At 32.9% G+C, this 14,473-nt stretch carries 11 protein-coding genes and 1 other annotated feature; of the genes, 10 read left to right on the top strand and 1 reads right to left on the bottom strand.

Annotated elements, in window-relative coordinates:
- Positions 1–27 precede the first annotated feature (27 nt).
- From AB8U03_RS07985 to yjeM, 8 genes are all read left to right on the top strand, one after another.
- Entirely contained in the window at positions 28–1,611 is a 1,584-nt protein-coding gene (locus AB8U03_RS07985; protein ID WP_369704022.1) for an FAD-binding oxidoreductase, read from the top strand.
- Positions 1,612–1,626: 15 nt separating this feature from the next.
- Complete coding sequence (locus AB8U03_RS07980) at positions 1,627–2,418, top strand: electron transfer flavoprotein subunit beta/FixA family protein (RefSeq protein ID WP_369704021.1); 792 nt, start codon at positions 1,627–1,629, stop codon at positions 2,416–2,418.
- Positions 2,419–2,443: 25 nt separating this feature from the next.
- On the top strand, positions 2,444–3,658 hold the full coding sequence (locus AB8U03_RS07975; RefSeq protein ID WP_369704020.1) for an FAD-binding protein: 1,215 nt from the start codon (positions 2,444–2,446) through the stop codon (positions 3,656–3,658).
- 174 nt (positions 3,659–3,832) lie between these two features.
- Positions 3,833–4,561 carry an N-acyl homoserine lactonase family protein gene (locus AB8U03_RS07970; RefSeq protein ID WP_369704019.1) on the top strand — a complete coding sequence of 243 codons (729 nt, stop codon included), beginning with the start codon at positions 3,833–3,835 and terminating at the stop codon, positions 4,559–4,561.
- A gap of 156 nt (positions 4,562–4,717) precedes the next feature.
- Positions 4,718–5,464: an IclR family transcriptional regulator gene (locus AB8U03_RS07965; RefSeq protein WP_369704018.1), complete on the top strand. Its 747-nt coding sequence runs from the start codon at positions 4,718–4,720 to the stop codon at positions 5,462–5,464.
- 69 nt (positions 5,465–5,533) lie between these two features.
- Positions 5,534–7,081, top strand: coding sequence for a ClC family H(+)/Cl(-) exchange transporter (locus AB8U03_RS07960; RefSeq protein WP_369704017.1), 1,548 nt, complete (start codon positions 5,534–5,536; stop codon positions 7,079–7,081).
- Between the two features lie 305 nt (positions 7,082–7,386).
- The gene (locus AB8U03_RS07955; RefSeq protein ID WP_369704016.1) at positions 7,387–9,018 is read left to right on the top strand and encodes a M20/M25/M40 family metallo-hydrolase; all 1,632 of its coding nucleotides are present in this window, start codon (positions 7,387–7,389) and stop codon (positions 9,016–9,018) included.
- 237 nt (positions 9,019–9,255) lie between these two features.
- Positions 9,256–10,770 carry a glutamate/gamma-aminobutyrate family transporter YjeM gene (gene yjeM / locus AB8U03_RS07950; protein WP_369704015.1) on the top strand — a complete coding sequence of 505 codons (1,515 nt, stop codon included), beginning with the start codon at positions 9,256–9,258 and terminating at the stop codon, positions 10,768–10,770.
- Between the two features lie 175 nt (positions 10,771–10,945).
- Here the strand turns inward: yjeM and AB8U03_RS07945 are convergent, their stop codons facing one another.
- Positions 10,946–11,947, bottom strand: coding sequence for a 3D domain-containing protein (locus tag AB8U03_RS07945; RefSeq protein ID WP_369704014.1), 1,002 nt, complete (start codon positions 11,945–11,947; stop codon positions 10,946–10,948).
- 373 nt (positions 11,948–12,320) lie between these two features.
- Positions 12,321–12,524: a binding site (T-box leader), on the top strand.
- Positions 12,525–12,660: 136 nt separating this feature from the next.
- On the opposite strand from AB8U03_RS07945, the gene AB8U03_RS07940 reads away from it, so the two are divergent.
- Entirely contained in the window at positions 12,661–13,458 is a 798-nt protein-coding gene (locus AB8U03_RS07940; protein ID WP_369704013.1) for an electron transfer flavoprotein subunit beta/FixA family protein, read from the top strand.
- 4 nt (positions 13,459–13,462) lie between these two features.
- Entirely contained in the window at positions 13,463–14,443 is a 981-nt protein-coding gene (locus AB8U03_RS07935; protein WP_369704012.1) for an electron transfer flavoprotein subunit alpha/FixB family protein, read from the top strand.
- Positions 14,444–14,473 lie beyond the last annotated feature (30 nt).

The following is a 14,473-nucleotide window of genomic DNA, read 5'->3' as shown; positions in this document are numbered from 1 at the left end:
ATATTTTAAAAGTCAAGGAGGAATATTATGACTAGTACACTTGTTAATGATATGGAAAATGAATATGATCAATATTTAAATGATGAATCACGTACTGTGGGAAAAGCGGATTATATTTCATTTCCTACATCTGAAGATGATATAGTAAAGATAGTATCTTATGCTAAAAAAAATAATGAAAAAGTGACAGTACAGGGAGCACTCACAGGAATTACAGCAGGTGCGGTACCTAAGGGGGGAATTATACTCAATGTCAGCAAGATGAATAAAATTACAGGATTAAGGTATGATGAGGGCAAAAAATGTTTCTTATTATCAATACAACCTGGAGTTTTACTTTCAGAAGTTCGTAAGGCCTTGGATAATTTAGATTTTGATACTAAAGAATGGTCTGATGATTCAACCAATGCGTTAAAATTGCTTCAAAAAAGTGGCAAATGGTTTTTTACTCCAGATCCGACAGAAGCTTCGGCATCAATAGGCGGAATGGCAGCCTGCAATGCTTCAGGCGCAAGATCTTTTTACTATGGACCTACGAGAAACTATATAGATTCAGCACGCATTGTACTTTCTGATGGTTCTAAAGTTAAATTAAGAAGAGGAGTAGATAAGGTTAAGAATTTAAAATTTACTGTAAAGACTGATTCCGGTAAAGAGGTAAAAGGCCAGCTTCCTTATTATGTTATGCCTGATGTTAAAAATGCTTCTGGATATTATGTAAAAAAAGATATGGATCTTTTAGATTTATTTATAGGTTCAGAAGGAACACTTGGCATTATTACTGAAATGGAAATACAACTTACCCCACTTCCGAATCAAATATGGGGAGTTACTTCATTTTTCCCATCAGAAAAATGTGCCATAGATTTTGTGTATGCTGTCAGAGAAGCTAAATTGGATGTAAAAGTTGCTGCTATAGAGTATTTTAATAATAAAGCCTTGAATCTTATACGCAAACAGAAAGAAATTACTATGGCCTTTTCACAAATGCAGGATTTGCTTCCCAATTACCATACGGCAATTTATGTAGAACTTCATGGGGATACTTATGAAGAATTAAGTAAAGCTATGTTAAAAATTGGAGAATTAATTGTAAAATGCGGTGGAAATGAGAAGGATAATTGGCTTGCCACTAATCCCATAAATTTAGAGAGACTTATTGCTTTTAGACATGCCACTCCGGAATGTGTCAATCTCATTATCAGTGAGAGGAAAAAGAAAAATCCACATATTACTAAATTGGGGACAGATATGGCTGTACCTGACAGTGAGCTTAAAGGTATAGTGGATTATTATGATGATTCTATTTCACAATCTGGACTTCAAGCAGTAATGTTTGGGCATATAGGAAGCAATCATATACATGTCAATATACTGCCGAGAGGTGATAATGATTATAACAAGGGCAAATCAATGTACCTTAAATGGTCGGATCATGTAGTAGGTCTTGGTGGTACTATATCAGCAGAGCATGGTGTAGGTAAATTAAAAACCGCTATGTTGGTTGAAATGTATGGTAAGGATAATATCGAAAAGATGAGAGCAATTAAAAAGATTTTTGACCCTGACAGTATTTTAAATTCAGGAAATATTTTTAAAAGTGAAAATTAACATTATAGAAAGCAGGTGATTAGATTGAATATATTAGTTTGTGTAAAACAAGTGCCGTCAACTACTGAGATAAAACTGGATCCTGAAACTCATACTATAATTCGTGATAGAAATGATAATATAATCAATCCTTTTGATACTTATGCAATAGAGGAAGCTTTAAGGTTAAAAGAAAAATATGGTGGTAAAATTACGGCTATTAGTATGGGTATACCTAAAGTTGCTGATATGTTGAGAGAGATTATAGGGCTTGGAGTTGACGAAGCGGTACTTTTAAGTGATAGGAAATTTGCAGGTTCAGATACTCTAGCTACGGCCTATGCACTGGAAAAAGCAATAAAAAAAGTTGAAAATTATGATCTTATTATTTGTGGAAAGCAGGCCACTGATGGGGATACTGCACAGGTAGGTCCTAATCTTGCTGAAAAATTGGGGATTCCGCACACAACTTATGTAAGCAGAATAGACAGTGTAGAAAATGGTAAGATCAAATGCAGAAGAAATGCAGATGAGGGATATGTAATGGTGGAGCTAGAACTTCCAGCTCTTATAACAGTTGTGAAAGAAATTAATGTTCCCAGGCTTTCAACTATAGCTGGACTTAGAAGATCCATAGATGCAAAAATACCTATGTGGAATAGTTCTGATATTGAGGCATCTGATGATTTTATTGGATTGACAGGTTCGCCTACTCAGGTTAAGAAAACTTTTGTACCAGATCATGATATAGAAACCGAATTTTTAAAGGGTACACCTGATGAGCAAGCTGGAGCACTTGCAAAAAAGCTCACAATAATGGGTATTTAATAATCTAAAGTAAGGAGAATAGTATATGTCAAATATTTCTATTATAAGTGAAAAATGTGTAGGATGTAAAAGTTGTATGCGCCAGTGTCCATATGGGGCTATAAGCATGAAAGATAAAAAAGCAGAAATAGGAGAAAACTGTACTCTATGTGGAGCTTGTGTGGAAGCTTGTAAATTTGGCGCAATATTAATGGAGAAAGACAGCAATAATTGGCAGCAGAGCGGAGATAATTATAGTGGTATTTGTGTTTTAGCTGAACAATTTAATGGCCATATTAAGGCTGTAACTTATGAGTTGCTGGCAAAAGCTGGTGAATTAGCTCTGAGTTTAAAAACCAAAGTTTCAGTTATATTGCTTGGTTATAATGTTAAAGATAATGCAAAGGCTCTTATTGCTCATGGTGCTAATGAGGTACTTGCTGTAGATAATATCATGCTTAAGGACTTAAATGAAGAAATTTATCCTGAATTGATTACACAGATAATCAAACAATACAAACCAGAAATATTGTTAATTGGTGCCACTGCTTTTGGCAGATCCATAGCACCGAGAATAGCTTCAGCACTAAATACAGGTTTAACTGCTGATTGTACAAAATTGGAAATAGACAGTAAAACAGGTCTGCTTTTTCAAACAAGACCTGCTTTTGGGGGAAATCTAATGGCTACAATTGCATGCCCTCTTAGAAGACCACAGATGGCCACAGTAAGGCCTAAAGTGCTGAAAGCTGCAGAAGCAGATAGTTCTCGAGAAGGTAGAATTATTTATCCGGAAGTAAGTTTTCCAAAGAATATTAAATTACGTATCTTAGAAACTGTTTTATCCGATTCCCAAAAGATTAATGTAGCTGATGCAGATATTGTAGTTGCTGCTGGAATGGGTATGGGCAATATTAAAAATATGAAACTCGTGGATGAACTTGCTGAAGTTCTGGGAGGAGCGGTAGGAGCTACAAGAGCTATTGTAGATTTAGGATGGGCGGAATACAGCCAGCAAGTTGGACAAACTGGTAAGACAGTAGCACCTAAAATTTATATTGCTTGTGGAATTTCTGGTGCAATTCAGCATCTTGCAGGTATAGCATCCTCAGCTTATGTAATAGCTATTAATAAGGATAAAGATGCTCCTATTTTCAAATCTGCAAATGTGGGAATAGTAGGAGATTGTCTTGAAATTCTGCCTGAATTGGTAAAATCATTAAAAAAAATAAAAGAATCTAAAGTTAAAATTGGAGCATAATTTTTAACTGTAAGAATATATAAAAAATCCAGCATATAATATGTTACTTTGCAATTTAACTAAAAAATGCAGAAAGATAACAATATGCTGGATTTTAATCAATATTATTTTATAAAAAATAACATAGATAATAATTTTAAAATAGAGTATATTTAAAAACATGGGGGTATATATATGAATTTTAAGTTGGATATATTATGCAATGCATTTCCTGGTAAGTCAAACATAAGTGCACTGGGCTGGAGTAATGTCGTGCTTATACGTACCAAAGATAGAAATATATTGTTTGATACAGGTGCACAGGGAGTTAGACCAAATCTTTTGAATTCACTCAAAAATTTGTCTGTAGGACCAAAAGAAATAGACACAATTTTTTTAAGCCATTTGCATTTTGATCATTGTGGAAATGCATCTTTATTCCCAAATGCAAAATTTATTATAAGTGAAACAGAATGGAAATATGCTACTACAGAGGATGATATTTTTACAGCAGCAGAATCTGTAGAATATTTGAAAAACAGAAGAAAAATTATGATATCCCAAGATGGAGAAGGGATTTATCTCGGTATGAAAGCTATATTTACTCCAGGACATACACCTGGTGGAATGTCTCTAGTACTGGATGCAGATAATGAAAAGTGGGTTATTGCCGGCGATGCAGTAAAAAACAGGATAGAGTTATCGACGGAGAAAGTGGATATGTCTTTAAATGATGAGGACAGTAAACAAAGTATATCCAGAATAAAAAATACTGCAAATCGTGTTTTACCAGGACATGATTGCTGGTTGAGAATTGAAAATTATAAAGTTGTACCTGAAGAAAAAGTACAGGTTGAGATTTCTCTTCCTAAGGGAATGCAGGGTGGAAAAAATGGAGTTTTCAAATTAGTTGTTGAGAAATAGCTAATTGACATGATGAACCGGCTAAAATTCAAGTATTTATCAGATTGTAGCTAATAGCAGAATTAAGAACTATAACTTGACACAAATAGACATGAATGATATAGTAATAGTTGGAAAATTGAGATAAAATACTTGTAATTTAAGGAGTGAATTAATATGGCAGATGGAAATTCAAGTACCAGATCAATAGAAAGGGCTTTTGATATATTGGAGTGCTTTATTTTTGACGGTATAGAATTATCGTTAATGGAAATTTCAAATAAAATTAATTTATCTCCTAGTACGGTTCACAGGCTTATTGGTACGCTTCAGAAAAGAGGTTATTTGGAAAGAAATCCAGTAAATAAAAAATATTATTTAGGTGCTTTAATTGTCAAACTAGGCAATATTAGTTTGAAATATTTTAAAAAAGAATTTACTCAGATTGCATTTCCGTATATGGTAGAATTGCGTGATAAATTTAATGAAAGTGTTACTATGTATGTGAGAAATGGTAATAAACGTGTTTGTGTACAAAGAGTTGAATCAAAACAGAGTTTAAGATTGGTTATGAATATTGGAAGTATATTGCCTTTAGAAAAGGGCGCACCGGGAAAGATATTGCTTGCTGATCTACCTGAAGCTCAAGTAAAAGAACTGGTAGAAGATTATGATGATACTTTAAAAGATACTTTAGAACAAGTACGTAAAAATAAATATGCTATAAGCAGGGGTGAAAGAGAAAAGGGGCTGGGAGCTATAGCTACACCTGTGTTTTTTGCTGATGGAAAAGTCCTTGCCGCATTATCTATGACCGGGCCCATAAATAGACTTTTAAGTAAAGATGTTAAAGAAAAAACTGCATCTGTAATTGAATCTGCTTCAGAAATATCGGAAGCCCTGGGATATATTGAAAACAAATAGGCTATTTTTTAAGAGATAATAATGTGAAAGACAGCGAAATTTACAATTTGAGCTTTAGGAGAGTTATTAATGAAGAGCAATACTGTAAATACAATAGAGGTTTGGTATAATTTTAAGATAAAAATAATTTTAAAAAGTATGCTGGTGGGTATTTTCGCAGGATTTATAACAGTATTCTACAGATATCTTTTAGAAAAATCACTTATAGCTGCTCATTTTATTTATAGTATGGAACTTAAAAATTTTTGGCTTATTCCAGTATTTACTGTTGTTCTTATAACTGCAGGTTATGTAGTGGGATGTATAGTTCAAAGTGATTCAATGGTAGCTGGCAGTGGTATACCACAGGTAGAAGGTATTTTAATAGGAAAGCTTAGGATGAATTGGTACAAAGTAATACTAAAAAAATTTATGGCAGGAGTTATAGCCATTGGGGCAGGGCTATCTTTGGGAAGAGAAGGACCTTCAATACAAATAGGAGCAGCGGTAGGACAGGGTATTGGCAGACTATTTAAAGGAACTGATTTAGAAGAAAAGTTTTTAATAACCAGCGGTGCTAGCGCAGGGCTTGCAGCTGCTTTTAATGCACCTCTTGCAGGGTGTATTTTTGCGTTGGAGGAAATTCATAAAAATTTCTCATCTAAAATTCTAATTTCCGCCTTTTCAGCATCTATCATTTCTGATTTTATAGCTAAGCAATTGCTGGGAATGTCACCTGTTTTTAATTTTAACTATATAAAGGTAATGCCTCTAAAAAATTATAGTTATATAGTGCTGTTTGGAATAATTTTAGCTTTATGCGGAGTTCTATTTAATAAGGCACTTTTAAAATCCCAGGATATTTATAATAGTAAGAAATGGCTTACTGTAAAGAGAAAACCCATAATAGCTTTTTTAATAGCTGGAGTCATGGGACTTGTTTTACCACAGGTACTTGGAGGAGGGCATGATTTAGTTTCTGCTCTTGCAAATTCAAATATGACTATACAGATGATGATTGTAATATTGGTGGGGAAGTTCTTGTTCACAATGTCATCTTATGGATCAGGCACTCCAGGTGGAATATTTTTACCACTTTTGGTCATCGGGGCGCTTATAGGCAGTATCTATGGCAATATTATTCATGTAGCTTTTGGATTTAATTCACAGTATATAAATAATTTGATAATACTTGGCATGGCTGGATATTTCTCATCAGTTGTAAAATCTCCTATTACAGGTATTGTACTTATTACAGAAATGACTGGAGCTTTTACTAATCTTTTATCCGTTTCTGTGGTAAGTATAGTTGCTTATATATTTTCGGACATGTTAAATTCTAAACCTGTATATGAACTTCTTTTAGGTAGGATATTGAATAAAAATACAGGATGTAAAATAGAAGATAACAAAAAAACTATAGTTGAGACTGTAGTTCATATCAATTCAGATATTTGTGGAAAGAAAATAAAGAATGTGACGTTTCCACCTCATTGTTTAATTGTAGCATTAAAAAGAGGTGAAAAAGAAATAATACCAAAAGGTGATACAGTTATTTGGGCAGGAGATTATTTAATAATTCTTATTGACAAGAGTTACGAGGCTGAAGTAAGAAAAAGTTTGTATGAATTAGACTGATAGATTAACTATAAACGTGCATAAAAAAATAAATTTTATCGCTAAAATTTGAAAGGTTAATATTAAAAGAACAAATTTATTAGAAAAAATTTATTTCTAAATAGAAAAAAAATAACTTTTTCCAGGGATCTAAAAATGATCATATGTAATTATGAATAAATATTTGTATGACACTTTCATTTAGTCTGATATATTACATTGGTGAATTTATGAAGTATATAAAAATTATGTATAATTAATCTATGACAGGAGAATTAAGCAATGGACAAATATGCAATGGATATGAGGAAAAGGGGGACTAAAAAATGAGTTTTCAAAAAGATGTTTATAATACAATGAAAGAGCTTGTGGCTATACCAAGTATATCTGGCACAAGGCAGGAAAGTTTTATAGCAGAGAAAATATATGAAAAACTTTTAGAGATACCTTATTTCAAGGAAAATACCCATAATGCTGGTAAGGTAAAAATTGAAAATGATCCATTTGGAAGAAGTTTTATATGGGCAGTGGTAAATGGAAAAGAATATTCTGAAAACTCATTGATTTTATCAGGACATTTAGATGTGGTGGGAGTAGAGGAATTTGGACATTTGAAATCCGCAGCTTTTGATGTAGAAAGGTGTACAGAAAGAATTTCAGAATTGGATTTGGATGAGGATACTAGAGCGGATATTAAATCTGGAGATTGGGTATTTGGAAGAGGAACCGCAGATATGAAATTTGGAATAGCACTTAACATTGAACTTTTAAGGGAGTTCAGTGTGAATAGAAATTTCAAGGGGAATTTATTGTTTTTGGTGGTCCCGGGGGAAGAAAGTAATTCTGAAGGTATGATTTCAGCAGTACCCTTTCTTCTTAAATTAAGAGAAGAGAGAAAATATAATTACTGTGGCATGATAATATCTGAACCAAGTATACCTGAAAGGGAAGAAAAAGTTAGTAAAAGATTGTACATAGGTAGTGTAGGTAAAATTATGCCTCTGTTTTTTTGTGTGGGAAAAGAAACCCATGTAGGTGAATCTTTAAATGGATTAAATCCTAATCTAATGGTGTCCGAAATAAACAGATTACTGGAATGTAATGAAGATTTTTCAGATGATGCCTATGATGCTGTAACTCCACCACCCATGTGCTTAAAACAGATGGATTTAAAAGAACTCTATTCAGTTCAGAGCCCTCTTTACGCCGCAGCTTATTATAATGTATTGACACTTAAAATGGGATATGAAAAATTTATCGGAGACTTAAAAAGCCTAGCCCATGAGGCATTTTTAAATGTATTGGATAACCTTTCAAAAAAAAGAGATGAGTTTGCAAAAAAATCCTCTAGACAATTAAGATTTGAATCTGTTTACCCCTGTGTTATGACTTATAGTGATATTCTTTCTGAAGTTAAAAGCAACTATAAAAATTTTGACAGTTATATAAGAAAAAAAATTAGTACGTGGAAAGATGAAAAAAAAGATAATCAAACTATAGCCATAAATATAGTGAGAGAGACATATGAGCTATATAAAGAAAAAAAGCCGATGATAATAATTTCCATCATTCCACCTTATTATCCGCATAAATATTTAAAAAATGAAGATAGTAGAAGTGGTAAATTTATAGGTGCCGTGGATAGAACTATTGAATATGCGGAAAGAGAATTACATGAAGAAATTATAAAAACTAATTTTTTTATGGGTATATCCGATGCAAGTTATACAGGCATTGGTGCAAATAGTTCAGTGAACAGCCTTATCTCAAATATAGTTGGCTATGATATAATCTACGAACTTCCTATAGATGAACTAAAAAAAATTGATATTCCTGTAATAGTTTTTGGAGGTTCTGGAAAAGATCTGCATAAATATACTGAGAGGATAAATGTGCCTTATTCCTTTAATGTAGTTCCTAAACTTTATAAATATATGATTTCAAATGTACTAAAGTAATACAAATAAGATGAATATCATGTTAAATTTAAAAATTGACATAATATTCACAATGAAGAAATTTTATTGATGCTAAACATCAAAAAACCTTTTTTAAGGAATAAAAATCCATGGAAAAACATTTTGCAATACTTAATTTAAATTAAGTATTGCAAAAAAAATATTAGGAGATATAATAATATTGAAGTAGAAATAATATAAAATTTAATATAGTATCTTAAAAAAGGAGGAGAAAGAATGGCATCAGATGTAACCGAAACCAAGAAATTGACGCTTGTTTCTCTAATATTAATGATCTTCACTTCTGTGTTCGGATTTGCCAACATGCCTAGATCGTTTTATCTGATGGGATATGGAGCAATTCCATGGTATATTTTATCTGCAATTACATTTTTTATACCATTTGCTTTTATGATGTCTGAATATGGTGCCGCATTTAAAAATGAGAGGGGTGGAATCTATTCATGGATGGAGAAATCCGTAGGCCCTAAATATGCTTTTATAGGGACATTTATGTGGTTTGCTTCTTATATAGTGTGGATGGTAAACATATGCTCTACAATATGGATTCCATTTTCAAATGCCATATTTGGAAAAGATGTAACTTCTACGTGGGGGATTTTTGGGTTAAACTCCACCCAGACCATAGGAATATTGGGAATAATTTGGATATTACTCGTAACGTTTACAGCCTCAAAAGGATTGGACAAGATAACAAAAGTAACTTCAGTAGGAGGTACGGCAGTTGTAATTCTAAATGTAGTATTATTAATTGGAGCATTAATTATACTTATAGCAAATGGAGGTCATCTAGCAGAGGCAGTTGCTTCATCGCAATCTTTTGTAAAATCTCCTAATCCGGAATATCAATCACCAATTGGAATGTTATCTTTTTTAGTTTTTGCAATATTTGCTTATGGTGGGATTGAGGTAACTGGGGGATTAGTTGATCAGACAGAGAAAGCTGAAGTGACTTTCCCAAAGGGAGTTACTATAGCAGCTTTAATTATTGCAGTAGGGTACTCATTAGGTATATTTTTATGCGGTATATTTACTAATTGGAATGATGTATTATCACAAAAAGGAGTTCACATGGCCAATGCTGCCTATGTAGTTATGCAAAACTTAGGGTATCAATTGGGACAAAGCTTAAATATGAGCCAAGCTGCTTCTCTTACTATGGGAGCTTGGGTAGCTAGATTTGTAGGATTGTCCATGTTCTTGGCCTTAACAGGAGCTTTCTTTACTCTGTGCTATTCGCCATTAAAACAGATTATAGAAGGTACACCTAAGGAATTATGGCCGGGAAAAATGGCAGAAGTCAAGAATGGAATGCCTATAAATGCTATGTGGGTACAATGTATAACAGTAATAGTATTTGTAGCATTAGTATCATTTGGTGGAGATGCTGCTGCTAAATTTTTCTCAAGACTTGTTTTGATGACTAATGTGGCAATGACTTTACCTTATATGTTCCTGTCCGGCGCATTCATAGCTTTTAAGAATAAAAAGGAAATAGTAAAACCTTTTGAAATTTATAAGAGTAAATCTTTAACCTGGATTTGCACTATATTAGTTACATTTACAGTAGGGTTTGCTAATTTCTTTACAATAATTGAGCCAGCTACGGTTGGAAACTTAGGAGATACTATTTGGATGATAGCAGGACCACTATTCTTTACACTGGTAGCACTTGCAATGTACAGTAGATATGAAAAAAAATGTAGTAAAAATACTGTATGTTCCAAATAATATTTGATGAATTTAAAAAATCCATCTAGAATTAAATTCTAGATGGATTTTTTCTTGTAGTGTAATTGACAAAGGTTTATAATTATCCTTGCGCCGCTGGTATTTTCTATTGTGAACGTAACCCGAGAAAAGTATATCTGTATACGTATACTCTATAATCTATTACTTTAAATTTTTAATTAAGTACGTATACATTAACGGATCTTATACCCCAACTTTGGGCTTCAGATTGGGAAGGTACGAATAAGTCTATTCTATTTCCCTTTATGGCACCGCCAATATCCGCTGCAATAGCATAACCGTATCCTTCTACATAAACTCTAGTACCAATAGGTATAACTCTAGGATCTACAGCTATAGTACTGTAACTGTTTGGGTCTCTTTTAGTAGGAGAACCTGATGCTGTAATACCATCACCGGTATATGCAGTTGCCTGCATGCTGAGAACTCTAGAAGAAGAAACAGCGCCTGAACCTCCACGAGATAAAGTTTGATTACTACCAGTAGTGTTAGCCGTAGCAATGATAGTAGGATGAGAAGCTTGTTTAACTTGAGAATTTTGCGCAGCTATTAATTGTTGTTCCTTTGATGTCTCTTTAGAAAGAAGTTCTTTTTGTTGTTTTATATCGTTATTCAATTTGACTAGAATAACTTCATTACCTGTTCTTAAAGATTGTAACCTGTTATTTTCATCATTTAAAGTTTTCTTTTCTGTTTCTATAGCCAGTTCATTTTGCTTTAGTTTGGCAATAATGTCGTTATCAAATTTTATAACTCTTGTAACAGTATCAATTCTAGATAGAAAATCACTTAAATCTTTGGAAGACAATACCATTTCAAGATATCCATCGGTGCCATTTACATACATAGCTCGTATCCTTTTTTTGAAAAGGTTATTTTGGGATAGGGAATTATTTTTTGCAGTTTCCAATTTGACTTGTGTGTTTTTGATGTTTTTAGCAATCTCATTCATATCTGCTTTATTTTTATCAATTTTTTGTATTACTCCATTGATTTGATCATTTAAATTCCCCACTTTTGCTTCCAATTGCCTTTTGTTATCCTGAGTTTGTTTTAATTCATTTGACGTATCTGCAGATGATGTAGCAAAAACATTTCCGCATGTCATTATGATTAATACAAAAGTCATAATAACAGATAAGGTTTTTTTATTCAATTTATTTTCCCCCTTAAATGGTTATTAAGCTTTAAAATTTAATTTAAAACTTACTAATGTTTTTTATTATACCATTAATGTATGCCAAAACTCAAGTTTTTATAAAGTGAACCATAATAATGTGGAAAAGAAAACCATTACATTACAGAATAGAATAAAGGAAAATATTATGCTAATAATAGATTTATAAAAAGATTGGGAGACGCATACAGGGGTCTTTCAAAAAAGTGAAATCTATATGAAAGATATAATACATACAAACTTTCAGTGCATAGAAAAAATTAGAGTTGGAAGATGCTTTAAAATATAATTATAAAATTTAAAAAAATTTATTGACATTGACAAAAATCTATAGTAAACTACCATTTAACGAACAAAAGCTTTGATAGGACTAAGTAAATATGTGTATATTTTAAAGAGAGTGGGATGAGGTGGAAGCCCATAGATGAACATATTGAAACTCACCCAGGAGCTGCAGGCTGAAGATTTTAGTAAGCTGAGCCGGTTTTTACGTAGACCGTTATGTGAATTGAGTATAAAATTGGGTGGTACCGCGACAGACTTTTTCGCCCCAGCGAAAAAGAGCTGTTTTTTTTATGCTTTTAATTTGGAAGACTTATTAATATTGCATGTTAATTGTGCAATTTATATAGACATAATAATATATCAACCGCGATATTATTAAGACTATAGAAGAGATGGAGGTTTATTATATGAATATCATAGTTTTAATTAAACAGGTGCCGGATATGGAAAAAGTAAAATTTGATAGTGAAAAGGGAGTGGTAGATCGTAAATCTGCTGGTACAGAAATTAATCCCTTTGATTTAAATGCACTGGAAGCAGCGGTGCAGATAAGTGAGAAAATTGATTCAACTGTTACAGCTGTAAGTATGGGACCGCCAAGTGCCCAGGAGGCTTTGAAAGAATGCATTGCAAGAGGAGCAAAACAGGGGATACTTATTAGTGATGCAAAATTTGGAGGATCAGATACTAAGGCTACATCCACCATATTGTCCAGTGCAATTCAAAAAATAGGAAGTTATGATTTAATAATTGCTGGAGAAAAAACGGTAGATGGGGATACAGGTCAAATTGGACCTGAAGTTGCAGAATTTTTAAATATACCCCATGGAAGTTATATAAGTAAAGTTCAGGACATAAATGAAAGTGAAATTAAAGTGTGCTCAGAAATATGGGAGGGAACATATTTAAAAAGTATAAAATTACCTGCACTTATTACAGTTACCAAGGATATAAATGTTCCAAGACTTCCATCCTTTAAAAATAAGATGAAGGCGAGAAAAGCTGAAATAAAAATTATAAAATTTGAGGATTTAAAAGAAAATTTAGATATAAATAAAGTAGGTTTTAATGGATCACCTACAAAAGTTAAAAAAATAGAAGTTCCCCAAATATCGAAAAGGGAAGGAAAAATCTACAGGGAAAATATTCCTCAGGCGGTAGAAGGGCTTGTTAACATATTTAAAGAAAAAAAGGTGGTGGATTGACAATATGAAAAAGGAATATAATGGTGTATTGGTATTTGCAGAACAGAAAAAAGGACAAATTCATAAAGTCAGTTATGAACTTCTTGGGAAAGCCAGGAAACTTGCAGATAAGTTAAATGCTCCTGTGTACAGTGTACTTCTGGGGCAAGGAGGAATAAAGGCTGAAGAGTTGATATACAGAGGTGCGGATAAAGTTTTCTATATAGAAGATGAAATATTCAATGAGCCTGAAGAGTTAGTTTATAAAATAAATTTAGTGAAGCTTGTAGATAAAATTAAGCCGGAAATTTTCCTTATTGGGGCCACCAGCCTTGGAAGATCTCTGGCGCCGAGACTGGCAGCAGCATTAAATACAGGGCTGACAGCAGACTGTACAGGACTTGAAATAGATGAAGATGGAAAATTGATTCAAATAAGGCCTGCTTTTAGTGAAAACATATTGGCACATATAAAGACAGATACTTATCCACAAATGTCTACAGTAAGATATAAGGAATTTAATGAAAGCGAAAGAAATGATCAAAATAAAGGGGAAATCATTAGGATAGATGCAATAAAACCTGAAAATGAACTGGTAAAGGTTATAAGTGAATTAAAGGAACAGGAAGTAAATATTTCAGATGCCAGTGTAATAGTGGCAGCAGGCAAAGGGCTTAGAAAAGCTGAAGATTTTACAATGATTAAAGAACTGGCGGATTTACTTGGAGGTTTAGTTGGGGCAACTAGAAGTATTGTAGATGATGGATTTATTTCTAAAGACTTTCAGGTAGGATACAGCGGAAACAGAGTAAAACCTAAAATATATATAGCCTGTGGGATTTCAGGAGCGCCACAGCATCTGGCTGGTATGAAAGAATCGGAATTTATTGTGGCAATTAATACAGATCCGTCAGCTCCCATATTCAATATAGCTGATTATGGAATAGTGGATGATATGTATAAAGTAATACCGGAATTAGTTAATAATATCAAGAGCAGAATGTAATAGACAATTTACAAAAAGGGGGCAATAATA

It is taken from the genome of Clostridium moutaii (assembly GCF_041205085.1).
GTDB classification, from domain to species: Bacteria; Bacillota; Clostridia; order Clostridiales; family Clostridiaceae; genus Clostridium_B; species Clostridium_B moutaii.
This window is presented reverse-complemented; position numbering and strand designations above follow the sequence as displayed.

Bases quoted from the DNA above. Each gene is read 5' to 3' on its own strand.
- AB8U03_RS07985 (WP_369704022.1), top strand. From the start codon at position 28: ATGACTAGTACACTTGTTAATGATATGGAAAATGAATATGATCAATAT.
- AB8U03_RS07975 (WP_369704020.1), top strand. From the start codon at position 2,444: ATGTCAAATATTTCTATTATAAGTGAAAAATGTGTAGGATGTAAAAGT.
- AB8U03_RS07970 (WP_369704019.1), top strand. From the start codon at position 3,833: ATGAATTTTAAGTTGGATATATTATGCAATGCATTTCCTGGTAAGTCA.
- AB8U03_RS07965 (WP_369704018.1), top strand. From the start codon at position 4,718: ATGGCAGATGGAAATTCAAGTACCAGATCAATAGAAAGGGCTTTTGAT.
- AB8U03_RS07960 (WP_369704017.1), top strand. From the start codon at position 5,534: ATGAAGAGCAATACTGTAAATACAATAGAGGTTTGGTATAATTTTAAG.
- AB8U03_RS07955 (WP_369704016.1), top strand. From the start codon at position 7,387: ATGAGTTTTCAAAAAGATGTTTATAATACAATGAAAGAGCTTGTGGCT.
- yjeM (WP_369704015.1), top strand. From the start codon at position 9,256: ATGGCATCAGATGTAACCGAAACCAAGAAATTGACGCTTGTTTCTCTA.
- AB8U03_RS07940 (WP_369704013.1), top strand. From the start codon at position 12,661: ATGAATATCATAGTTTTAATTAAACAGGTGCCGGATATGGAAAAAGTA.
- AB8U03_RS07935 (WP_369704012.1), top strand. From the start codon at position 13,463: ATGAAAAAGGAATATAATGGTGTATTGGTATTTGCAGAACAGAAAAAA.